At 67.1% G+C, this 23,365-nt stretch carries 21 protein-coding genes; 18 read left to right on the top strand and 3 right to left on the bottom strand.

The features are described 5' to 3' along the window. Window positions 1-46: 46 nt before the first annotated feature. The 3 genes from VX037_RS11845 to VX037_RS11855 form a co-directional block, all read right to left on the bottom strand. Window positions 47-928 carry a type IV toxin-antitoxin system AbiEi family antitoxin domain-containing protein gene (locus VX037_RS11845; RefSeq protein WP_328714372.1) on the bottom strand — a complete coding sequence of 294 codons (882 nt, stop codon included), beginning with the start codon at window positions 926-928 and terminating at the stop codon, window positions 47-49. A 102-nt stretch (window positions 929-1,030) separates the two neighbouring features. Beyond that, a complete protein-coding gene (locus tag VX037_RS11850) occupies window positions 1,031-1,342 on the bottom strand; it encodes a PspA domain-containing protein (RefSeq protein WP_235723073.1) in 312 nt (103 codons plus the stop codon). Window positions 1,343-1,351: 9 nt separating this feature from the next. After that, complete coding sequence (locus VX037_RS11855) at window positions 1,352-1,795, bottom strand: DUF1844 domain-containing protein (protein ID WP_328714374.1); 444 nt, start codon at window positions 1,793-1,795, stop codon at window positions 1,352-1,354. 197 nt (window positions 1,796-1,992) lie between these two features. On the opposite strand from VX037_RS11855, the gene infC reads away from it, so the two are divergent. From infC to tyrS, 18 genes are all read left to right on the top strand, one after another. Continuing rightward, the gene (gene infC / locus VX037_RS11860; RefSeq protein WP_442903660.1) at window positions 1,993-2,688 is read left to right on the top strand and encodes a translation initiation factor IF-3; all 696 of its coding nucleotides are present in this window, start codon (window positions 1,993-1,995) and stop codon (window positions 2,686-2,688) included. 110 nt (window positions 2,689-2,798) lie between these two features. Then, window positions 2,799-2,993, top strand: coding sequence for a 50S ribosomal protein L35 (gene rpmI / locus VX037_RS11865; RefSeq protein WP_235723071.1), 195 nt, complete (start codon window positions 2,799-2,801; stop codon window positions 2,991-2,993). 61 nt (window positions 2,994-3,054) lie between these two features. Further along, the gene (gene rplT / locus VX037_RS11870) at window positions 3,055-3,435 is read left to right on the top strand and encodes a 50S ribosomal protein L20 (RefSeq protein ID WP_235723070.1); all 381 of its coding nucleotides are present in this window, start codon (window positions 3,055-3,057) and stop codon (window positions 3,433-3,435) included. 31 nt (window positions 3,436-3,466) lie between these two features. Continuing rightward, window positions 3,467-4,264, top strand: a complete 798-nt coding sequence (locus tag VX037_RS11875; protein WP_328714375.1) for a TrmH family RNA methyltransferase — start codon at window positions 3,467-3,469, stop codon at window positions 4,262-4,264. 100 nt (window positions 4,265-4,364) lie between these two features. Beyond that, window positions 4,365-5,684, top strand: coding sequence for an acyltransferase family protein (locus VX037_RS11880; RefSeq protein WP_328714377.1), 1,320 nt, complete (start codon window positions 4,365-4,367; stop codon window positions 5,682-5,684). A gap of 105 nt (window positions 5,685-5,789) precedes the next feature. After that, window positions 5,790-6,851: a phenylalanine--tRNA ligase subunit alpha gene (gene pheS / locus VX037_RS11885; protein ID WP_328714378.1), complete on the top strand. Its 1,062-nt coding sequence runs from the start codon at window positions 5,790-5,792 to the stop codon at window positions 6,849-6,851. Between the two features lie 61 nt (window positions 6,852-6,912). Beyond that, a complete protein-coding gene (pheT, locus tag VX037_RS11890; RefSeq protein ID WP_328714380.1) occupies window positions 6,913-9,384 on the top strand; it encodes a phenylalanine--tRNA ligase subunit beta in 2,472 nt (823 codons plus the stop codon). A gap of 310 nt (window positions 9,385-9,694) precedes the next feature. Further along, window positions 9,695-10,732 carry an N-acetyl-gamma-glutamyl-phosphate reductase gene (gene argC, locus VX037_RS11895; RefSeq protein WP_235723065.1) on the top strand — a complete coding sequence of 346 codons (1,038 nt, stop codon included), beginning with the start codon at window positions 9,695-9,697 and terminating at the stop codon, window positions 10,730-10,732. Further along, entirely contained in the window at window positions 10,729-11,967 is a 1,239-nt protein-coding gene (argJ, locus tag VX037_RS11900; RefSeq protein ID WP_235723064.1) for a bifunctional glutamate N-acetyltransferase/amino-acid acetyltransferase ArgJ, read from the top strand. The genes argC and argJ overlap by 4 nt, the downstream gene beginning before the upstream one ends. Continuing rightward, a complete protein-coding gene (gene argB, locus VX037_RS11905) occupies window positions 11,964-12,866 on the top strand; it encodes an acetylglutamate kinase (protein ID WP_235723063.1) in 903 nt (300 codons plus the stop codon). The genes argJ and argB overlap by 4 nt, the downstream gene beginning before the upstream one ends. Next, window positions 12,863-14,056, top strand: a complete 1,194-nt coding sequence (locus VX037_RS11910) for an acetylornithine transaminase (protein WP_328714382.1) — start codon at window positions 12,863-12,865, stop codon at window positions 14,054-14,056. Before argB ends, VX037_RS11910 begins: the two co-directional genes overlap by 4 nt. Continuing rightward, the gene (argF, locus tag VX037_RS11915) at window positions 14,053-14,973 is read left to right on the top strand and encodes an ornithine carbamoyltransferase (RefSeq protein ID WP_328714384.1); all 921 of its coding nucleotides are present in this window, start codon (window positions 14,053-14,055) and stop codon (window positions 14,971-14,973) included. The genes VX037_RS11910 and argF overlap by 4 nt, the downstream gene beginning before the upstream one ends. Continuing rightward, window positions 14,973-15,518: an arginine repressor gene (locus VX037_RS11920; protein WP_235723060.1), complete on the top strand. Its 546-nt coding sequence runs from the start codon at window positions 14,973-14,975 to the stop codon at window positions 15,516-15,518. Before argF ends, VX037_RS11920 begins: the two co-directional genes overlap by 1 nt. Window positions 15,519-15,649: 131 nt before the next feature. Continuing rightward, window positions 15,650-16,849 (top strand): argininosuccinate synthase, encoded by a 1,200-nt coding sequence (locus VX037_RS11925; RefSeq protein ID WP_235723059.1) that lies wholly within the window; start codon window positions 15,650-15,652, stop codon window positions 16,847-16,849. Further along, window positions 16,846-18,288 carry an argininosuccinate lyase gene (gene argH / locus VX037_RS11930; protein WP_235723058.1) on the top strand — a complete coding sequence of 481 codons (1,443 nt, stop codon included), beginning with the start codon at window positions 16,846-16,848 and terminating at the stop codon, window positions 18,286-18,288. The genes VX037_RS11925 and argH overlap by 4 nt, the downstream gene beginning before the upstream one ends. Window positions 18,289-18,368: 80 nt before the next feature. Then, a complete protein-coding gene (locus VX037_RS11935; protein WP_328714385.1) occupies window positions 18,369-21,380 on the top strand; it encodes an AMP-binding protein in 3,012 nt (1,003 codons plus the stop codon). Window positions 21,381-21,446: 66 nt separating this feature from the next. After that, window positions 21,447-21,674 carry a Trm112 family protein gene (locus VX037_RS11940; RefSeq protein ID WP_235723056.1) on the top strand — a complete coding sequence of 76 codons (228 nt, stop codon included), beginning with the start codon at window positions 21,447-21,449 and terminating at the stop codon, window positions 21,672-21,674. Window positions 21,675-21,723: 49 nt separating this feature from the next. Beyond that, window positions 21,724-23,019, top strand: a complete 1,296-nt coding sequence (gene tyrS, locus VX037_RS11945) for a tyrosine--tRNA ligase (protein ID WP_235723055.1) — start codon at window positions 21,724-21,726, stop codon at window positions 23,017-23,019. Window positions 23,020-23,365: the final 346 nt, after the last annotated feature.

A 23,365-nucleotide genomic window follows, 5' to 3' on the forward strand; every position in this document is an offset into this window, starting at 1 on the left:
CGAACCGTCGATATTTCACACGTTCGTACTACGGATCCGGGGAGGCTTATGCCGCGGTCGCCTGCTTGACGGCGGCCCGGATCTGGGCGAGGACCCACAGCGGGCGCGTGGTGATGTCGTGCCACGTGAACCGGAGCACGGTCCAGCCGTTGGCAATGAGGTTGTTCTGTCTTTCCCGGTCGTGTTGGAACGCGTCGGCATCGCTGTGGAAGGCGAAGCCGTCGATCTCGATGTCGATCTTGTGGTCGGGGATCGCGATGTCGAGCACGTACCCACACGCGGGATGGTTCTGCGTCCATCCGACGATGTCCGACGACTCGAGCAGGGCGACTGTCTTGCGTTCGCCCTCCGAGCGCGCACCGGACGACATGGCGGCTAACATCGCGCGCGACCGCGGCGAGCCTCGTCGTCCCGCGTTGCGCTTCTGCGCCTCAATGAGCGCAGACAGTGTCGTGTGCTGATTGAGCAGCGCGTTGTCCATCACCCGCACGCCGATGTCGACGGCGGCGTCGAGCACAGTCAGCGGCACCTGCGTCACAGGCAGGCCGTCGATGTCGGTCAGATCTGCGGCGTGCAGCGTGCGGTGCCAAACGCGGGCGCCCGGCACCGGCCGACCGCGTCGGCCGTGCGGCGTGATCACCGTGATCGTCGACCGTGGGTGGGGGATGAGGCCGTGCCACCACGCAGCGCTTCCGCTGCAGAGCGCCGCGCCCGGTCCCGCGGAGAGAACCGCGATTCGGGCACGCATGCGGTCGTCGAGCAGCCGGTCCGCGACGCGATAGACCGACCGGGTCACGCGAATCCACTCGCCGGAAGCGACACGACGTCGGGCGCCGTCGGCGCTGACGCCGCAGGCAGTCGCCTGGGTGAGGCTGAACACCCCGTCGTGATCGGCGACCATCCTGCGCAACGCTGCCAAATCCGTCATGCGGATTGGACGCACCGGCGCCACTGACGGTTCCACCTCAGTTCTCGTAGTCCGAACTGTACGAAAAACGCCGGTTCGTACTACGAAACCGGGGGCTGGGGGCTACTTGCCCATGGACTTGCGGATCTCGTCGAGCTTGCGTTTGGCGGCCTCGTCGCGCGTGCGCATCATCTCGTCGACTTGCCGGCCCTCGGGGCTGGCATGGGCCAGTTCCTCGCTGCCGATAGCGGTGGAGATGCGGTTCTCGATCTTGTCGCGGACGAAGTCGAAGGTGGGTACGCCCGACTCGGAGTAATAGGGGTCGGTGACCGGTGGGACGGACTCGGACGTCGCTGGGGGAGCCGATGCCGGGTCGGCGACGACCTCACCCTCGATGACGTCCGGGTTCGGGTCCTTCGGTGTGTGGCTGGTCACCCCTCCAGCCTACGTCGCGCCTCCGGGTGAGCGACGTCGGTCGCGCACCGGACCGGTGTATTTCTCTCCCGGACCCTCACCCGGCTCGTCCGGATAGGCACTCGCGTCGCGGAACGCCAACTGCAGTTGCTTGAGGCCGTCGCGGATGGGCGCTGCATGAACCCCGAGGTCGGCCTTCGACGCATCGACGAGCCCGGCCAGGGCGGTGATCAGTTTGCGTGCTTCGTCGAGGTCCACGCTGTCGGGGTCGGCACCCTCCGCCAGACCGAGCTTCTCCGCGGACGCGCTCATCAACATCACGATCGCGCGCGTGATGACCTCAATGGACGGAATATCGGCCAGATCGCGCACGTTGTCCATGTCGGTCTGCTCCGGACCGAGTGCCCCGTCGCTCCCTCCCGGATCGCCCTCACCGGGCATCTGCGCAGGTGACGAATAGGAGTTCTCGGTCATGGCTGCTAGACTCCCACAGTACGACCGCCCCGGTTCGCGCCGGGGTCGCAAGTGGAGTTCCGCTCCCACCGTCACGACGCGGCCAGTCCGCAGTTGTACGGTCCGGTTCACGCCGATGGTCGCGAAGCCGCTGGGCTGCGCGAACGCGTCGGTTCGACGTGTGCGTCGGCGAACCGGTCGGTATCGGAGCCCTGCGGATGCGATCAGCGTCCCGGGGCTCTTCTGCTGAGAGCGATCCTCCTGCCACCGGAGTCACGGCTCCTGGCGGTCACCAGAGAAGAACTGATCAAGGAGGCCCCATCAGCACTGAGACCCGCATCAACGAGCGCATCCGCGTCCCTGAGGTCCGACTCGTCGGACCCAACTCGGAGCAGGTGGGCATCGTGCGTGTTGAAGATGCGCTTCGCCTGGCCTACGAGGCCGATCTCGACTTGGTCGAGGTCGCGCCGGACGCACGGCCACCCGTGTGCAAGATCATGGACTACGGCAAGTTCAAGTACGAAGCCGCCCAGAAGCAGCGCGAGTCGCGTCGCAACCAGCAGATGACCGTCATCAAGGAGCAGAAGCTCCGCCCGAAGATCGACGACCACGATTACGAGACCAAGAAGGGTCACGTCGTCAGGTTCCTCGAGGCCGGATCCAAGGTGAAGGTGACCATCATGTTCCGCGGTCGCGAGCAGTCGCGCCCCGAACTGGGCTACCGACTTCTGCAGCGCCTGGGCAACGACGTCGCCGACTACGGCTTCATCGAGACCTCGGCCAAGCAGGACGGCCGCAACATGACCATGGTGCTGGCACCGCACAAGGGTGCGAAGACGCGACAGAAGGCCCAGCAGGGTCGCGACCGCGGTCCCAAGCCTGCGGCCGCCGCCCAGGACGAGAAGACCAGCTAGTAGCCGATCGGATGGCCCAGAGCCGTCCGGTCGCTCAGACACTGACCGCAGCGTGCGAGACACACCCGTGGCGACACGGGTGGTTTCGTTCGCCCGAATGAAGGAAGAACATGCCGAAGAGCAAGACCCACAAGGGTACCGCCAAGCGTTTCAAGGTGACCGGCAGCGGCAAGGTCGTTCGCCAGAAGGCCAATCGTCGCCACCTGTTGGAGCACAAGTCCTCGCGGCGCACCCGCCGCCTCGACGGCATCGCCGTCGTGAGCGACAGCGACGCCCCGCGCATCAAGCGACTGCTGAACAAGTGACCCGACCGGGGATCCCCCGGCGACGGTCGACACCGACATCTGACGAACAAAGGATTGACACATGGCACGCGTGAAACGGGCGGTGAACGCCCAGAAGAAGCGTCGTTCGACCCTGGAGGCCTCCAAGGGTTACCGCGGACAGCGTTCGCGGCTGTACCGCAAGGCGAAGGAGCAGCAGCTCCACTCGATGACCTACGCCTACCGGGACCGTCGTGCCCGCAAGGGTGAGTTCCGCAAGCTGTGGATCTCGCGTATCAACGCCGCGGCCCGCGCCAACGACATCACCTACAACCGGCTGATCCAGGGCCTCAAGGCCGCCGGTGTCGAGGTGGATCGCAAGGTTCTCGCCGACATCGCCGTCACCGATCCCGAGGCATTCACCGGTCTCGTCGAGGTCGCCCGCAAGGCGCTGCCCTCCGACGTGAACGCACCGGCTGCCTGATCGCGACCGCCACACCCGCACACGACCCGTGATGGAAGTTCTCTCCGAACGTTCCACACGGGTCGTGTCGTATGCGAAGCTCCATCGCAGCTCGGTTCGTCGGGCCGAGGGACGGTTTCTGGTGGAGGGACCAAATTCCGTCGGTGCCGCGCTGGCGACCGGACGCGCCGAACGAGTACTCGTCGGCGAGGGCGATGTCGAGCGCCACGCGCCTTTGATCGACGAGGCCCGGTCCGCCGGCGTGGTGATCGAGATGCTGTCCGACCGCGCGGTAAACAAGCTCTCCGAATCCACCACGCCACCGGGGATCTTCGCGGTCTGCACGTTGCTGGACCGGACCCTGTCGGCGGTGCTCGACGCGCAGCCGGCGCTGCTCGCGGTCGCCATCGAACCACGCGAGCCCGGCAACGCAGGAACATTGATCCGCTGCGCCGACGCCATGGGTGCGGACGCGATGATCCTGCTCGGCGACACGGTCGATCCACACAACGCCAAATGCGTGCGGGCCTCGGCGGGCAGTGTCTTCCACCTCCCGGTCGTACGCCACCGCGACGTGGCCGACGGTCTGGCCGGAATCCGGTCCGCTGGCATCACCACCCTGGCGACGGCCGCCGACGGTGAACTATCCCTCGACGACGCCGACGACATCCTCTCCGGACCGACCGCATGGTTGTTCGGCAACGAGGCCCACGGATTGCCCGACGATGTCGCAGCCGCTGCCGACCATCGTGTCGCCATCCCCATCCGCGGTCGAGCCGAGAGCCTGAACCTGGCGTCGGCAGCCGCGATCTGTCTGTACGCGAGCGCCCGACAGCATCACCTCGCGTGATCCCCGCGTCCCGGCACCTCACACAGCGGCGGGTGTTTGCGCGGCCGATCTGAGTAGTTGTGCTCAGGTCCGGCAGCTCACGACAGGCCACGCTGGCACCATGACCAGCACCGACACTGCGCGCCGTCGTGGGCGTCTGCCCTCCGCATCTGATCTCGACGCACTGACCGGTGACCGAGACCGGGTGATCGATCTGATCCGATTGACGTCGCTCGTCGTCGTCATCGCAGGTCATTCGGTGATGTTGACGGTCACCGTCGACGCCGGGGGCCTCACACTCGGCAATCTGCTCGCCGACTTCACGATGCTGCAGGCCGCCACCTGGTTGTTGCAGGTCCTGCCGCTGTTCTTCTTCGCTGGCGCGGCAGCGGCCACCTACGGACTCTCCGCAGGACCCATGCCCGCCGCCGGCCACTGGCTGTTCACCCGGGCCCAACGGTTGCTCCGGCCGGTGTTCTGGTATCTGCTCGCGGTGCTCGCCACGAGCGTGACGACGTCCGCGGTCGGCGCCCACGCCGCCGCCGATGTGGTCGCCCGTCTCGGTGTGCAACTGCTCTGGTTCCTCGGCGCGTACCTCCTTGTGCTCGCCATCGTCCCACTGCTGCAACGCATCTGCGTACCGGTGCATGTTGTGGTCGCACTCGCGACGGCGTGGGGGATCACCGCAGTGGTCGACGTGCTCAGACTTGCCGTGGGTTGGCCGACAGTCGGCTATCTGTCGTTTCTGACGGTGTGGTCGATTCCCGCGATCCTCGGTGTCGCGTACGCCAAAGGGTTGGTGTCACCACCGCAGGCCGCTGCCGGTGCACTCGGGTTACTCATCGTCGACATCGCACTGGTCTCCGTTGGTCCGTACGAGACGTCGCTGGTGACCGTGCCGGGGCAACAGGTGTCGAACATGAACCCGCCCAGTCTGTTGCTCGCCGGTCACGCGATCGTGTTGTGTGGCGCCGCGATCGCCGTGCGCCGCCCGTTGGCGAGGCTGGCCTCGAGGGCTCGCATCTGGTGGTGGGTGGTGTCGGGCAACCGGGGTGCGATGACCCTGTACCTCTGGCACCTGCCGATGCTTGCGCTGCTCATCGTCGCCGGGCAGTCGATCGGACTCAGCCGTGACCCCGCGCAGGGTGCTGTCCTGTTCGGAGCGGTCGTCGGCACCCAGACGGTGCTGCTGCTGGGTGCCATGGTTCCGGCGGTCGCTGCCTTGTCCGTGTTCGAGAACCGCCTGTTGCCCTGGTGGGATGGGCCGGTTGCGACCGGGGCCGCCCGGTCGCGTGACCTCATGGTGTCGGGTGCTCTCGTCGTCACCGGTGGCGCGACGTTGATGACTGCGCGCAACGGTCTCGTCGACGACGGGCTCGTGTGGGCTGCCGTCGCGGTTACCGGCGCTCTACTCGCGAGAGCAATGGCCGGTCGGCGTTGAAGCGGGCCGCCGGCGGCGAACCTGCGCCGCGGCACCACCAGCGGCTCGTCTACTGTTGTAGCCGCACCTAGACGCCCGTTTTCGATCCCGAGGAGACCGCCGACCGTGGCCAGCTCTGCCGACGACGCCCCAGAGATCCGGTTCCCCGAACCGCAGGAACTCGACGCCGCAGCGGCGGCCGCCGTCGCGGCATTCGACGCCGCCGGAGATCTCGACGAACTCGCGCAGGCCAAGACCGCGCACCTCGGCGATCGGTCTCCCGTCGCGCTGGCGCGGCGGGCGCTCGGCAGCCTTCCAAAGGACCAGCGTTCCTCAGCGGGCAAACTGGTCAACGAGGTCCGCGGTCGCGTCAGTGCCGCGCTCGATCTGCGCACCACATCGTTGCAGGCCGAACGCGATGCCGCCGTTCTGGTCGCCGAGGCCGTCGACGTCACCCTGCCCAGTGCGCGGCGCCGCGTCGGCGCGCGCCATCCCATCACGGTGATCGCCGAACAGGTCGCCGACGTCTTCGTGGGGATGGGCTGGGAAATCGCCGAAGGGCCCGAGGTCGAGACCGAGCACCACAACTTCGACGCACTCAACTTCCTGCCCGACCATCCCGCCCGCTCTATGCAGGACACGTTCTACATCGCACCCGAAGGATCGCGCCAGGTCCTGCGCACGCACACCTCGCCGGTGCAGGTGCGTTCGATGCTCAGTCGCGACCTGCCCATCTACGTGGCCTGCCCGGGCCGAACCTTCCGCACCGACGAACTCGACGCCACGCACACCCCCGTGTTCCATCAGATCGAGGGGCTCGCCGTCGACAAGGGGCTGACCCTGGCGAATCTGCGCGGCACCCTCGAGGTGTTCGCCCGCGCACTGTTCGGTCCGGAAACCACCACGCGGATGCGGGCGAGTTACTTCCCGTTCACCGAGCCCTCGGCAGAGGTCGACGTGTGGTTCCCCGGTAAGAAGGGTGGACCCGGCTGGGTCGAGTGGGGCGGTTGCGGCATGGTCAATCCGAATGTGCTGCGGGCCAGCGGAATCGACCCCGACGTCTACTCCGGTTTCGCCTTCGGCATGGGGCTCGAGCGGACCCTGCAGTTCCGCAACGACATCTCCGACATGCGCGACATGGTCGAAGGTGACATTCGCTTCACCGTCCCCTTCGGCCCGGCAGTCTGACCGACGCCACCGCCCGGAAATCCGTCCCACGAGACCCGATCGATGAAAGTAGTTGGTTGACGTGCGTGCCCCACAGTCCTGGTACACCGAGGTCCTCCGGCAGGGCGATCCGCAGTGGTCGGCGACCGCCGACGAGATCGACCAGGCCTTTGTCCGGGTCGGATTCGAGATCGAGGACATCGACGCATTCCCGACGATCACCGGCCCGCTGGTGATCGGTCGGGTGGAGACCATTGAGGAACTCACCGAGTTCAAGAAGCCGATCCGGTTCTGCACCGTGGCGGTCGGGGAGGACGAACCCCGTGGCATTGTCTGCGGCGCACGCAATTTCGCTGAAGGTGATCTCATCGTCGCGGCGCTGCCGGGTGTGGTGTTGCCCGGTCCTTTCGAGATCGCCTCCCGCAAGACCTATGGGCGTATCTCCGATGGCATGATCTGCTCGGTCTCCGAGCTCGGGATCGGCAACGATCACAGCGGAATCCTGGTGTTGGCGCCGGGCACCGCCGAGCCGGGTGCGGATGCCCGTGAGGTGCTCGGCCTCGATGACGCGGCCATCGACGTCAACGTCACGCCCGACCGCGGATACGCATTCTCGGTCCGCGGCCTGGGTCGCGAACTCGCCGGCAGCTTCGATGTGCCGTTCGTCGATCCTGCGCTCGCCGCTACCGCCCCGGACGCGACGGGTGACGCCTGGCCGGTCGCCATCGACGACGACTCGTCGGCCACCCGCTACACGGCGCGCGTCATCTCCGGTGTCGACGCGACGGCGGTGTCGCCGTGGTGGATGCAGAAGCGCTTGATGGTCGCCGGTATCCGCCCGATCTCCGCGATCGTGGACATCACCAACTACGTGATGATCGAGCTCGGCCAGCCGCTGCATGCGTTCGACGCCGACAAGCTGACCGGCACCATCACGGTGCGCTCGGCGCAGCCGGGGGAGAAGCTCACCACTCTCGACGGTGTCGATCGGGTACTCGACACCGAGGACGTGGTGATCGCCGACGAGAGCGGTCCGGTCGCGCTCGCCGGGGTCATGGGCGGCGGAGCCACCGAGGTCGGTGCCGCCACCACGACGGTCCTGCTGGAGTCGGCCACCTTCGATCCGGTCCGTGTCTTCCGGACCGGTAAACGCCACAAACTCACCTCGGAGGCGAGTAAGCGCTTCGAACGCACCGTCGACCCCGAGGTCACGGCGGCGGCGTCGGATCGCGCGGCACAGCTCATCGTCGACATCGCCGGCGGCACGGTGACCTCCCCGTTGAGTGAGGCGCGGGCGGTTGTGCCGACACCGTCGGCGATCTCGATCCCCGCCGACGAACCCGACCGGACCGCGGGCCTGACCTATCCCGCCGGCACCACTGCGGCGCGGCTGCGGGAGGTAGGTTGCCAGGTCGAGGGCGACGACGACCTTCGGGTGATCCCGCCGTCCTGGCGGCCGGATCTTCGCCAGCGTGCGGACCTCGTCGAGGAGGTCCTTCGGCTCGAAGGGCTCGAGGACATCCCGGCTGTGGTGCCGCGCGCACCGGCCGGCACCGGCCTGACCGCCCCGCAGCGTCGACGCCGCGCAGTCGGGCGCACGCTTGCGCTCGACGGTTTTGTCGAGGTCCTGCCTTATCCGTTCATGCCGGCCGGGGTGTTCGACGTCTGGGATCTGCCGGCCGACGACGATCGCCGGCGTACCGTCACGGTGCTCAACCCGCTGGAATCCGAACGCCCCGAACTGAACACCACACTGTTGCCGGGGCTGCTGGAAATGGCGGCACGCAACATCGCGCGCGGCCAGCGCGATCTCTCGCTGTACACGATCGGGCAGGTGGTTTTCGCCGGCGACAATGTCGAGCCGGTTGGCGCTCTTGATGTCTCGCAACGACCCGCCGAATCCGATATCGCGGCTCTCGACGCGTCGCTACCGCATCAGCCCTTGCATGTGGCGGTCGCCCTCACCGGACTGCGCGATCCCGCCGGCCCATGGGGCCCCGGGCGAGTGGCCGACCATGTCGACGCCTTCGAGGCCGCCCGCACGATTGCGCGCGCAGCCGGGGTCGAGGTGCAGCTGACCTCGGCCGAGCGTCGTCCATGGCATCCGGGTCGGTGTGCACGGATCAGCGTCGACGGCACAACCGTAGGATTTGCCGGTGAACTGCATCCGGCGGTGCTGGAACGTGCGGGACTACCCAAGCGGTTGTGCGCGGTGGAGATCGATCTCGATGCGGTGCCCATCGTCGAACAGCTGCCCGCCCCGCAGGTGTCACCATTCCCGGCCGTCCTGCAGGACGTGGCGGTGGTGGTCGACGACACCGTTGCCGCCGCCGACGTACAGGCCGCGTTGCGCGACGGCGCCGGAGAGCTGCTCGAGGCGATCGACTTGTTCGACGTGTTCACGGGCGAACAGGTGGGTACGGGCAGCAAATCGCTCACGTTCGCGCTGCGTTTCCGCGCCGCCGACCGCACGCTGACCGAAGACGAGGCCAACGAGGCGAAACTCGCCGCCGTCGCCCATGCAGGTGCACAGGTCGGCGCGCGTATGCGCTGACGCAGACCTGCCCATCTGCTCGTGACGTGATCGTGACTGGAGTGGGCTGCCCCTTTCTGCTCGTGACGTGATCGTGAGTGGAGTGGGCTGGCCCATTTTGCTGGTGGTGTGACTGTGAGTGAAGTGGGCTGCCCCTTTGTGCTGGTGGTGTGACTGTGAGTGGAGTGGGCTGCCCCTTTGTGCTGGTGGTGTGACTGTGAGTGAAGTGGGCTGGCCCTTTCTGCTGGTCGAGTAGCCGCGCGAGCGAAGCGAGCCGGCGTATCGAGACCCCGCCGCTGAATTGATTTGCATCAGCGTGCATAATCATCATATGACGATCAGGGTGGCAGTCGCCGGTGCGAGCGGCTATGCGGGTGGTGAGATCCTTCGGCTTCTCTGCGGGCATCCGCGCCTGCGCACCGGGGACCTCGAGATCGGTGCACTGACCGCCGGGGGCAACGCCGGTAGCACGCTGGGATCCCTGCATCCGCACCTGTTGCCGCTGGCCGACCGGATCCTTGAGGACACCACCCCAGAGGTGCTCGCCGGTCACGACGTCGTGTTCCTCGGTCTGCCGCACGGTACGTCCGGCGAGATCGCCGATGCCTTGCCGCCGTCGACGCTCATCATCGATTGCGGCGCCGATCATCGGTTGCAGAACGCGCAGGACTGGCTCGACTACTACGGCAGCGAACATGCCGGGACCTGGCCATACGGTCTGCCCGAACTGCCCGGCAACCGTGACCGACTGCGCGACGCCTCGCGGATCGCGGTCCCGGGCTGCTATCCCACCGTGTCGATTCTGGCGTTGCGGCCGGCCATCGCAGCCGGTCTGGTGGACCCGCATGTCACGGTGGTCGCGGTGACCGGGGCGTCGGGCGCCGGCCGGTCCCCCAAGGTGGATCTGCTCGCCTCGGAGGTCATCGGCTCGGCACGGGCGTACGGCGTGGGTGGCGTCCATCGGCACACCCCCGAGATCTCTCAGGCGTTGTCGGAGGCGGCCGGCACACCTGTCACCGTGTCGTTCACCCCGGTGTTGGCGCCGATGGCGCGAGGTATCCTCGCCACCTGCACCGCGCGCACCTCCGCGTCGACTGCTGAGGTGCGGGCCGCTTACGAGAAGGCCTACGGTGACGAGACATTCGTGCATCTACTGCCCGAAGGCGCACTGCCGAGCACCGGTTCGGTGATGGGTGGCAACGCCGTCCAGCTGGCGGTCACCGTCGACGAGCGAGCCCAGACGCTGGTTGCGGTGGGCGCCATCGACAACCTGACCAAGGGCACCGGCGGCGCAGCAGTCCAATCGATGAACCTCGCGCTCGGCTGGGATGAGGCCGAGGGTCTGAGCACCGTGGGGGTGGCACCGTGACCGCAGACGATCGGATCACTCCGGGAGCCCCGCTCGACGCGCCCCGCCTCGTGCGGGCGCAGGGTGTCACCGCGCCGCTGGGATTCCGGGCGGCGGGAATCGCCGCCGGCATCAAGGCTTCCGGCGCTCCGGACCTCGCGCTGGTCTTCAACGAGGGACCGGAGTACGCCGCGGCCGGAGTCTTCACCCGCAATCAGGTGCAGGCGGCGCCGGTGCTGTGGAGCCGACAGGTGCTCACCGCCGGCCGGTTGCGTGCCGTCGTCCTCAACTCCGGCGGCGCCAACGCCTGTACCGGCCCGGGTGGCTTCCAGGACACTCACGCAACAGCCGAGGCGGTCGCCGATGCGCTCAGCAACTGGGGGACCGAGACCGGTGCCGTCGAGGTTGCGGTGTGCTCCACCGGACTGATCGGTGATCGGCTGCCGATGGATCGTGTGCTGGGCGGGGTCACCGAGATCGTGCACGAGATGGGCGGGGGACTGTCCGGCGGAACCGACGCCGCGCACGCGATCATGACCACCGACACCGTTCCGAAACAGGCTGCCCTGCATCATCCGCAGGGATTCAACGTCGGCGGCATGGCGAAGGGGGCGGGCATGCTCGCGCCCTCGCTGGCCACCATGCTGTGTGTGCTCACCACCGACGCACAGGTCGGTGCCGAGCAACTCGACGCCGCGTTGCGTCGCGCTACCGCACTGACATTTGACCGACTCGACGTCGACGGCTCGTGCTCCACCAACGACACCGTGTTGCTGCTGAGTTCCGGGGCCAGCCAGATACCGGTCGACCAGGCCGATCTCGACGCCGCGGTACTCGCCGTGTGCGACGACCTGGCCGCGCAGCTGATGGCCGACGCCGAGGGCGTCACCAAGCGCATCGTGATCACCGTGGCCGGCGCCCGGACCGAGGACGACGCCGTGACGGTCGGGCGGAGCGTCGCACGGGATTCCCTGGTCAAGACGGCGCTGTTCGGATCCGACCCCAACTGGGGTCGCGTGCTGGCTGCAGTGGGCATGGCATCGGTGACGATCGACCCGGACCGGATCGCGGTGTCGTTCAACGGGACCCCGGTCTGCGAGGCCGGCTGTGGAGTGGCCGGCGCACGCGATGTCGACCTGTCGGGTGAGGACATCGCGGTCCGCATCGAACTCGGGCAGGGAGACGCGTCGGCCAGTATCCGCACCACCGACCTCTCGCACGCGTACGTCGAAGAGAATTCGGCGTATTCGTCATGAGCGGGAAATCAGAGCTGAGCGCTCTCGACAAGGCGATGGTGCTCGCCGAGTCGTTGCCGGCACTGCAGTCACTCCACGGTGCGACCGTGGTGGTCAAGTACGGCGGCAATGCGATGGTCGACGACGACCTCAAATGTGCCTTTGCCGCGGACATGGTGTTGTTGCGCGCCTGCGGAATTCATCCTGTCGTGGTGCATGGCGGGGGACCGCAGATCTCGGCGATGCTCAAGCGACTCGGCCTCGAGGGCGAGTTCCGCGGCGGGTTCCGCGTCACCACTCCCGAGGTGATGGACGTCGCCCGGATGGTGTTGTTCGGACAGGTCGGACGTGAACTCGTCGGCCTGATCAACTCGCATGGCCCGTACGCGGTCGGTATCACCGGCGAGGACGCGCACTTGTTCACCGCGACCCGGCGAACCGTGCGGGTGGATGGTGTCGCGACCGACATCGGTCTCGTCGGCGACATCACCTCGGTCAACACCTCGGCGGTGCTCGATCTCGTGGCCGCCGGCCGGATTCCGGTGGTGTCCACCATCGCCCCGGATCGTGACGGAGTGGTGCACAACATCAACGCCGACACCGCCGCGGGCGCGCTCGCGGAGGCGCTAGGCGCCTCGCGGCTGGTGGTGCTGACCGACATCGAGGGCCTTTACACCGACTGGCCAGACCGTACGTCGCTGGTCGCGCAGATCGGCACCGACCGCCTCGCGGCGCTGCTGGGATCACTCGACGCTGGAATGGTGCCGAAGATGGAGGCCTGCCTGCGAGCCGTCACCGGAGGGGTGCGGGCGGCCCACGTGATCGACGGGCGCGTACCGCATTCGGTGATCGCCCAACTCCTGACCGAGAGCTCGACCGGCACCACCGTGACGGCCGACAACGAGGGGGAACTCGCATGACAGAACCGTTGCAGCAGCGGTGGTCGGCCGCACTGATGAACAACTACGGCACCCCGGCGATCGCGTTGACCAGTGGGTCCGGTGCCGTGGTGCGCGACGCCGACGGCAAGGAGTACCTTGATCTGCTCGGCGGGATCGCGGTCAATGCACTCGGACATGCCCACCCGGCCCTGATCGACGCCGTCACCACCCAGCTGCAGACCCTGGGGCACGTCTCCAACCTCTACGTCAGTGCGCCCGCAGTGGAACTGGCCGAGCGCCTGCTCGACAAGTTCGGCCATCCCGGTCGGGTGTTCTTCTGCAACTCGGGCACCGAGGCGAACGAGGCGGCGTTCAAGCTCGCCCGACTGACCGGTAGGCCGGAGATCATCGCCGCCGAGCGGGCCTTCCACGGTCGCACCATGGGTGCGCTCGCGATGACCGGTCAGCCGGCGAAACGTGCTCCGTTCGAGCCCATGCCGCCCGGTGTGCGGTTCGTCCCCTACGGAGATGTCGCGGCGCTCGACGCCGCGGTCACCGACCGCACCGCGGCGGTCATCCTCGAACCCATTCTCGGGGAAAGCGGTGTCGTGGTGCCGCCCAACGGTTTCCTCGCCGAAGCGCGGCGGATCACCTCCGAACGCGGAGCGCTGCTGATCTTCGACGAGGTGCAGACCGGAATCGCACGTACCGGCGCGTTCTTCGCCCACCAGTCCGCAGGCGTGGTACCCGACGTGATGACCCTGGCGAAGGGGCTCGGCGGCGGGTTGCCGATCGGGGCCTGCATTGCCACCGGTCGCGCCGCCGACCTGTTCGAACCGGGCCAGCACGGCACCACCTTCGGTGGGAATCCGACGTGTACGGCTGCGGCGCTTGCGGTTCTGCGGGTCATCGAGGAAGAGGGGCTCGTCGATCAGGTGGCCGCGGTGGGCAAATCGATCGCGACGGGCATCGAGGAACTCGATCATCCACAGGTGTCCCATGTGCGCGGGGCGGGTCTGCTGCTCGGTGTCGTGCTGCGCAACCCGCTCGCCGCGCGGGCCGAGAGGGCCGCGCGTGACGCGGGATTCCTGATCAACGCGCCCGCGCCGGATGTACTGCGGTTGGCGCCACCGCTGATCCTCACCGAAGAACAGGGGGCAGGCTTCGTCGCCGCTTTGCCCGCGATCCTGGACCAGGCGGCCGCAGACGAGCAGGGGGAGAAGGCATGACGAGGCACTTTCTGCGTGACGACGACCTGTCGCCGGCGGAGCAGGCCGAGGTGTTGGCTCTGGCCGCCGAGCTCAAGGCATCGCCGTTCGCACAGCGGCCCCTCGAGGGGCCGCGCGGGGTGGGGGTGATCTTCGACAAGAACTCGACCCGTACCCGCTTCTCCTTCGAAATGGGGATAGCGCAGCTCGGCGGGCACGCTGTCGTCGTCGACGGCACCACCACCCAACTGGGGCGTGACGAGACCATCGAGGACACCGGGCGGGTGCTCTCGCGATTCGTCGATGCGATCGTGTGGCGGACCTTCGGTCAGGACCGCCTCGAGGCGATGGCATCCACGGCGACGGTGCCGGTGATCAACGCGTTGTCGGACACCTTCCATCCGTGCCAGGTACTCGCGGATCTGCAGACCATCATCGAACGCAAGGGGCCCCCCGCCGGCTTGGCGATGACCTACCTCGGCGACGGCGCAAACAACATGGCCCATTCGCTGGCGCTCGGTGGCGTCACCGCGGGGATGCATGTGACCATCAGTGCGCCAACCGGTTTCGAGCCGGCAGCCGAGGTGCTGGAGGCGGTTCGGGCGCGTGCCGAGCAGGCCGGCGGCTCGGTGCGGGTCGTCGCCGACCCGGCGACCGCGGTGGCCGGCGCCGATGTGCTGGTCACCGACACCTGGACATCGATGGGTCAGGAGACCGACGGGAAGGATCGCAAAGGACCCTTCCGGCCGTATCAGATCAACGACGAGCTGCTGGCACAAGCTGACTCCGGCGCCATCGTGCTGCACTGCCTGCCCGCACACCGCGGCGAGGAGATCACCGACGCCGTGATCGATGGCCCGGCCAGCGTGGTCATCGATGAGGCGGAGAACCGGCTGCACGCCCAGAAGGCGCTGCTGGTCTGGTTGTTGAGGCAGTGATGACCGCAGAACGCACTCCCACGGCCCGGTCGGCAGCCCCCTCGTCCCGCCTCACCGCGGGCGAGACCCGGCTGGCGGCGACCAAGGCCGGACGGCACGCGCGCATCGTCGATCTGTTGGCCGCCCACCAGGTACGCAGCCAAGCCGAACTGCAGCACCTGCTCGCCGACCAGGGCATCGAGGCCACCCAGGCGACGCTCTCCCGGGATCTGGACGAACTCGGTGCGATCAAGTTACGCGGCGCCGACGGCGGCATCGGTCGCTACGTGGTCCCAGAGGACGGGTCGCCGGTGCGCGGCGTCTTCGGCGGTACTGACCGTCTCTCCCGACTGCTGGCGGAGTTGCTCGTGTCCACCGACTCCAGTGGCAATCTGGCTGTGCTGCGGACCCCGCCCGGCGCCGCCCATTACCTCGCCAGCGCCATCGACCGCGCGAGCCTACCCGACGTGGTGGGCACGATCGCCGGGGATGACACCATCTTCGTGGTGGCCCGGGAACCGATCGACGGTGCCGAACTCGCCCGACGAATCGAGGGCCTCGTGTAACCACGCGGCCCGTTCCGGACAGCTTCAGATAGTGGCCACGCGCCACAGCCCACAAGAGAACAATCAACTCACAACGCGCCACGAGCGGGAGGACGCCCGCGCCGGCGCGCAGCACACAGAGGAGACAACACATGGCGGAACGCGTCGTACTCGCGTACTCGGGAGGTCTCGACACCTCGGTCGCGATCAGCTGGATCGGCAAGGAGACCGGCAAGGAGGTCGTCGCGGTTGCCCTCGACCTCGGTCAGGGCGGCGAGGACATGGATGTCGTCCGTCAACGTGCGCTGGACTGCGGTGCGGTGGAGGCCGTCGTCGTCGACGCACGCGACGAGTTCGCAGACGAGTACTGCCTGGCGACGATCAACTCCAATGCGCTCTACATGGATCGTTATCCGTTGGTCTCGGCGATCTCGCGCCCGCTGATCGCCAAGCACCTCGTCACCGCCGCCCGCAATCACGGCGGCACCGTCGTGGCCCACGGATGCACCGGCAAGGGCAACGATCAGGTGCGTTTCGAGGTGGGTTTCGCCACCCTGGCTCCCGACCTGCAGGTCCTGGCACCGGTCCGCGACTACGCGTGGACGCGTGAGAAGGCGATCAGCTTCGCCGAGGAGAACGACATCCCGATCAACGTCACCAAGAAGTCGCCGTTCTCGATCGACCAGAACGTGTGGGGCCGAGCAGTGGAGACCGGGTTCCTCGAGGACCTGTGGAACGCGCCCACCAAGGACGTCTACGACTACACCGACGACCCGACCATCAACTGGAACTCGCCCGACGAGGTCATCATCACCTTCGAGAAAGGTCGCCCGGTCGCCATCGACGGCCGTCCGGTCAGTGTCCTCGAGGCCATCCAGGAACTCAATCGCCGCGCCGGTGCACAGGGTGTCGGCCGTCTCGACGTCGTCGAGGACCGACTGGTGGGCATCAAGAGCCGTGAGGTCTACGAGGCCCCCGGCGCCATGGTGCTGATCCGCGCCCACGAGGAACTCGAACATGTGACGTTGGAACGAGAGCTGGGCCGCTACAAGCGGCACACCGACCAGAAGTGGGCCGAACTGGTCTATGACGGACTGTGGTTCTCTCCGTTGAAGCGGTCGTTGGACGCTTTCGTCGCCTCCACCCAGGAGCACGTCAGCGGCGACATCCGCCTCGTCCTGCACGGCGGGCACATCGCGGTCACCGGCCGGCGCAGTGGTGAGTCGCTCTACGACTTCAACCTCGCCACCTACGACGAGGGCGACAGCTTCGACCAGTCCGCCGCACGCGGATTCGTCGAGCTGCACGGCCTGTCCTCGAAGATCGCGGCCAAGCGAGATCTCGACCTGTGAGCTCGCACGGCACCAACGAGGGCTCGCTGTGGGGCGGTCGGTTCGCCGACGGACCCGCCGCCGCCATGGCCGCCCTGAGTAAGTCCACCCACTTCGATTGGGCGCTGGCACCTTTCGACATCGAGGCGTCGATGGCGCATGCGCGGGTCCTGCATCGCGCCGGCCTGCTCAGCGACGCGGACCGTGCGGCGATGCTCGCCGGGTTGTCGCAGCTCGCCGCCGACGTCGCCGACGGCACCTTTGTCCCAGCACAGAGTGATGAGGACGTGCACGGAGCGCTCGAGCGCGGGCTGATCGAGCGGGTCGGGCCGGAGCTCGGCGGGCGTCTGCGCGCCGGTCGTTCACGCAACGATCAGGTTGCCACGCTGTTCCGGATGTGGCTGCGCGCCGCGATGCGTCGTGTGGCCCTCGGCTTGCTCGATGTCGTCGACGCCTTGGCCGACCAGGCCGAGTCGCACCCGGACGCGGTGATGCCGGGTAAGACGCATCTGCAGGCCGCGCAACCGGTTCTGCTGGCGCATCATCTGCTCGCACACGCGCACCCATTGCTCCGCGACATCGATCGGCTCGCCGACGCAGACCGGCGAACCGCGGTGTCGCCGTATGGTTCCGGCGCGCTGGCCGGGTCATCACTGGGACTGGATCCGGCGGCGATCGCGACGGACCTGGGGTTCGACCGCGCGGCCGAGAACTCCATCGATGCCACCTCGTCGCGCGATTTCGCCGCTGAGGGAGCCTTCGTTTTGGCGATGATCGGGGTCGATCTGTCCCGGCTGTCCGAAGAGATCATCCTGTGGAGCACACCGGAATTCGGGTATGTGACGCTTGCTGACGCCTGGTCGACGGGCAGTTCGATCATGCCGCAGAAGAAGAACCCGGATGTCGCCGAACTCACTCGCGGCAAGTCCGGCAGGCTCATCGGAAACCTGACCGGTCTGCTCGCGACGCTGAAGGCCCAACCGTTGGCATACAACCGCGATCTTCAGGAGGACAAGGAGCCCGTATTCGACTCGGTGGCCCAGTTGGACCTGCTGCTACCGGCGATCACCGGTCTGGTCGCGACGCTGGAGTTTCACACCGACCGCATGGCCGAACTCGCCCCGGCTGGTTTCACCCTGGCCACCGACATCGCTGAATGGATGGTGCGCCAAGGAATCCCGTTCCGGGTAGCGCACGAGGTGGCCGGTGCGAGTGTTCGTGCCGCCGAGGAGCGCGGAGTCGGCCTGGCCGATCTCGACGATGCCACGCTCGCGTCGATCAGCCCCGATCTCCGGCCGGAGGTGCGTGAAGTGTTGACCGTCCGGGGTTCCATCGAATCACGCAACGCCCAGGGCGGGACGGCCTCGGTTCAGGTCGCCCGTCAGTTGTCCGATGTCCGCGCCGACGTGGCCCGGCGGCGCGCCGAATGGTCGAGAGGCGTGGAGACGCCAACCATCTGAGTACGCTGATGACGCCGCCCGCGGGGAGGTCGGTACAGTGACGTGCATCACGTGAACGACTACGGGAGGGGGACGACGTCATGGTGGGCCTACCCGCATTGCCCGACGTCGGCGCCGCGGTGGACCGGGTTCTCGCCACCGCGCAGAACGGCCTCGAGGTGTTGCGTTTCGGCGGACTCGACACCGGAACCGAGCCGGCGCCGTTCAACGTGGTCGAGACATCGAAGATGTTCCGGCTGCGCCGGTATTTCCCGGACACCCCCAGCACCGGACCGCAGATTCTGCTCGTCCCGCCGATGATGGTGTCGGCCAACGTCTATGACGTGACCGAACACAATGGCGCGGTCTCGGTGCTGCATCGGGCGGGGATCACCCCGTTCGTGATCGACTTCGGCTCACCGGACTCCGAAGAGGGCGGCATGGAGCGGACCCTCGCCGACCACATCGTGGCCGTGAGCCGTGCCATCGACCTGATCATCGAGTCCAGTGGGAAAGAGGTCCATCTCGCGGGTTACTCGCAAGGTGGCATGTTCGCGTATCAGACCGCGGCGTATCGCCAGTCCACGGGCATCGCGAGCCTGATCACCTTCGGTAGTCCGGTCGATGTGCTCGCGGCGCTGCCGCTCGGGTTGCCGCCGGCCCTGGTGGTCCCGAGTGCCGAGATCCTCGCCGACAAGGTGTTCAACCGTCTGTGGGTACCCGGCTGGATGGCTCGAGCCGGATTCCAGCTGGTCGACCCGGTGAAGACCGCGCGCAGCCGGATCGACTTCCTGCGCAAACTACACAACCGGGACGCGTTGCTGCCGCGGGAGGACCAGCGGCGCTTCATCGAGGCCGAGGGGTGGGTCGCGTGGTCGGGCCCGGCGGTCGCGGAGCTACTCCGACAGTTCGTGGTGCACAACCGGATGATGTCGGGTGGGTTCGTGATCAATGGAGACCTGGTTTCACTCACCGAGATCACTTGCCCGGTACTGGCTTTCGTAGGTGAGGCCGACGACATCGGTCAGCCTCAGGCGGTACGTGGAATACGCCGCGCGGCACCGGCTGCCGCCGTATTCGAGTCCCGCGTACCGGTCGGACATTTCGGTTTGGTGGTGGGTAGTACCGCAGGGGCACATACCTGGCCGACCACCTCGGACTGGGTGTTGTGGCAAGCCGGACTCGGCGAACGTCCGCCGCTCGTCGAGGACATGACCGACGACGATGATCCGCACGGCTCGGGCGTGAGCCTGTCGTCGCGGATCACCCACGGGCTCGGCTCACTGGCAGACGCCGGCGGTGGCGTCTCGCGCGAACTGCTGGTGATGGCCAACTCGCTGCAGCGCACCACGCGGGCAGTGGCACAGGAATCGGTGCGCACCGTGCCGCGCCTGTTCCGGCTCGGCCAGATCCAGTCGGGTACCCGGATCTCGCTCGGAAAGTTGATGTCGGAGAACTGCAAGCGTGCACCCGAGCAGGAACTGTTCCTGTTCGAGAACCGTGTGCTTTCCCATGCGGACGTCAACACGCGAATCGACAACGTGGTCGCCGGCCTCGTGTCTTGCGGGGTGCGGCCGGGCCAGCACATCGGCGTGCTGATGGAGACGCGCCCCAGTGCGCTGGTGGTGGTGGCGGCCTTGTCGCGACTCGGCGCGGTCGCCGTCATGCTCGCCGCCGATGGCGACATGCGGGAGATGCTGCGGCTGGCCGACGCTTCGGTCGTGGTCACCGACCCAGGACATCTGTCGGAGGCGTCCGGTGTGTGCGACCGGGTGTTGGTGCTCGGTGGCGGCAGTGGCGGGTCGCGGTCGATCTCCGAGGCGGACGGCACATCGGTGATCGACATGGAACAGATCGATCCCGCCGAAGTGGTGATGCCCACGTGGTATCGACCGGACCCCGGTCTGGCCGGTGACCTCGCGTTCATCCTGTTCACCCGCAGCGCGGGTCAGTTGGCTCCGTGGCCGGTGACCAACCATCGGTTCGCGCAGTCGGCATTCGGAGCGGCATCGGCGGCGGGTCTCACCGATCGTGACACCGTGTACTGCCTGCCGCCGCTACATCACGCATCCGGCCTGCTCACCACGCTCGGCGCCACCGTGGTGGGGCGGTCACGGATCGCGCTGTCCAACGGAATAGATCCCGACACCTTCACCGCCGAGGTCAACCGCTACGGGATCACCGTGGTCTCCTACACGTGGACGATGATGCGGGAGATCGTGCGCGCCGAAGGGTTCCGCATCAACCAGCACAACCCGATCCGGCTGTTCATGGGTTCGGGAATGCCGGTGGGACTGTGGGACGACGTCATGGAGCATTTCCCCCGCGCACGCGTGCTGGAGTTCTTCGCCACCGCGGACGGCTCGGCGATTCTCGCCAACGTGTCCGCGAACAAGGTCGGGTCGATGGGGCGTCCGCTGCCGGAGACGAACCCGCTGGAGGTGGCGGCCTATGATCTCGCCGCCGATCAGCTCGTGATCGATGACCATGGTTTCGTCCGCAAGGCCGCGGTGGGCGAGCCTGGGCTGCTTCTGGCCCGCGCCCGGCATCGATTCGACACTTCGGCGACAGTGCTACGCGACGTCTTCACCCCTCAGGACCGGTGGGAGGTTTCCGGACATCTGTTCGTCCGCGACGTCGATGACGATCTGTGGTTCCTGGGGTCGCTGGACAACATCATCCGAACCTCCGACGGCCCGGTGTTCATCCCGCCGATCGAGGCGATCCTGTCGCAAATGGAACCGGTCGATCAAGCGGTTGCCTATGGAGTCGGTGCGCCGGGCCGGCAGGTGGCGGTTGCCGCGTTGACGCTACGCGCAGATCACCCGGCGGAGTCCTTGACCGTGACCCAATTGCGCATTGCCCTTGGCGAATTCGTCGCCGAACAGCGTCCCCATCTGATCCACCTGGTCGATGAGATTCCCGTCTCCGACGCCTACCGCCCACTGTCGTCCGGCTTCGCCCAACGCGGTCTACCGCGACCGGGCTCGAAGGTGTGGTACCGGGACAGCGAGGGGCGTTATCGCAGGTACACGCGGTCGGCGGCGGCGACGATGGGGTGGTCGGTACAAGCCGGCGCCGGTGGCAACGCCCCGGCTGCCAGTGATCACTGAGGTCAGCGCGGCGGGCGATAGAGTGAAGCCCTAGTACACGGTGAACGACGAGGGGACTGCGCGGACATGGCGACACGAGCCGAATCCATCGATCCGATCACGCGGGAGCGGCTGGTGTGCCCGCAGGATCGTGGTCCGCTGCTCGATGCCGGCGATGAGTTGTACAACCCACGGCTGCGGGTGGCCTACCGGATCGATTCCGACGGCATCCCGGTCATGCTCGCCGACGAGGCGCGTGCCGTGGCCGACGACGAACACGCCCGGATCACCGGCGACGCATCCGGGTCTGTCTGACCTGTGGGTAGGTGATCGCGACGGACCGCCCAGGTGACAGGATCGAGTCGTGAGTACCGAGACGTCTGACCGGCCGACGACCGACATCCTCTCCGAACTCGAGTGGCGTGGCCTGATCGCGCAGTCGACCGACCTCGACGATCTCCGCGCTGAGATCGCGCGCGGACCGATCACCCTGTATGCCGGATTCGACCCGACGGCATCGAGCCTGCACGCCGGACACCTCGTCCCACTGCTCACGCTGCGCCGGTTCCAGGAGGCGGGGCATCGACCGATCGTGCTGGCCGGTGGCGCGACCGGACTCATCGGTGACCCACGCGATGTCGGCGAACGCGCGATGAACGCACCTGACACCGTGGCCGACTGGGCCGACCGGATCGGCGGACAGCTGCGCCGGTTCGTGAGCATTGACGACTCGCCCACCGGCGCATTGGTGGTCAACAACCTCGACTGGACTCAACAGCTCAGTGCCGTCGAGTTCCTCCGGGACCTGGGCAAGCACTTCTCCGTCAATGTGATGCTGGCTCGCGACACCGTCAAGCGCCGGCTCGAGTCGGACGGAATGAGCTACGCCGAGTTCAGCTACCTGCTGCTGCAGTCCAATGACTTCGTGGAACTCAACCGCAGGCACGGATGTGTACTCCAGGTCGGTGGTTCCGATCAATGGGGAAACATCGTCGGCGGTGTCGATCTCGCGCGCCGACTGGACGCGACGTCACTGCACGGAATGACGGTCCCACTCGTCACGTCGTCGGACGGCAAGAAGTTCGGGAAGTCCACCGGCGGCGGCAGCCTGTGGCTGGACCCGGAGCTGACCAGCCCATATGCCTGGTATCAGTACTTCGTGAACACCGCAGACGCCGACGTGGTGCGGTACCTGCGGTGGTTCACCTTCCTCGGACGAGACGAGATCGACGACCTCGCGCGGGCTACCGAGGAAACGCCGCACCTCCGGCTCGCGCAAAAGCGTCTGGCCGCGGAGATGACCACGCTGATCCACGGCGCCGCGCATACCGCCGCCGCCGAATTGGCCAGTCAGGCTCTGTTCGGTAGGGCTGAGTTGGCTGATCTCGATGAGGGCACGCTCGCCGCGGCCGTGGGTGAGACCACGGTCGCCGATTACGCGGGAACGAGCCCCACACTGGTGGAGCTGCTCGTCGACACGGGTTTGTCCGAGAGCAACAAGGCGGCGCGCCGTGCGATCGGTGAAGGTGGCGCATACGTCAACAATGTGAAGATGAGCGACGCGGATTGGCGGCCGGAGGCAGGCGATCTACTACACGGTCGCTGGTTGGTGATCCGCCGAGGCAAGAAGAGTTTCGCTGGAGCACGCGTAGTCCTCTGACCAGGCGATTTGACGCGTTGTTCTCGTCTGTGTAACTTAATCGACGCACCGCAGAGAGCAACTTCCCGGAGCCGACAGGAACCGGGAACAAGCAGAGTGTCCGAACCTAGCCGTTTCGGAACATTGCGGAGCCGGCCAGGGGGCCGGGACGCAAAGACTTGCGCACCGGAATCCGACCGGGTAGGCTAGAAGAGTTGCCTCGGAGACGAGGGCAACACTTCTGAACATCAGCTCGCAGATGAACGCCTCTTAGAAGGGGACGTATCAGCGGGTGTGTGTTCTTTGAGAACTCGATAGTGTGTTGATGGATTGTCTGATGCCATTTGTTTGGCATCGTGTGTCCAAG

The organism is Gordonia sp. Z-3 (assembly GCF_036233855.1).
GTDB classification, from domain to species: Bacteria; Actinomycetota; Actinomycetes; order Mycobacteriales; family Mycobacteriaceae; genus Gordonia; species Gordonia tangerina.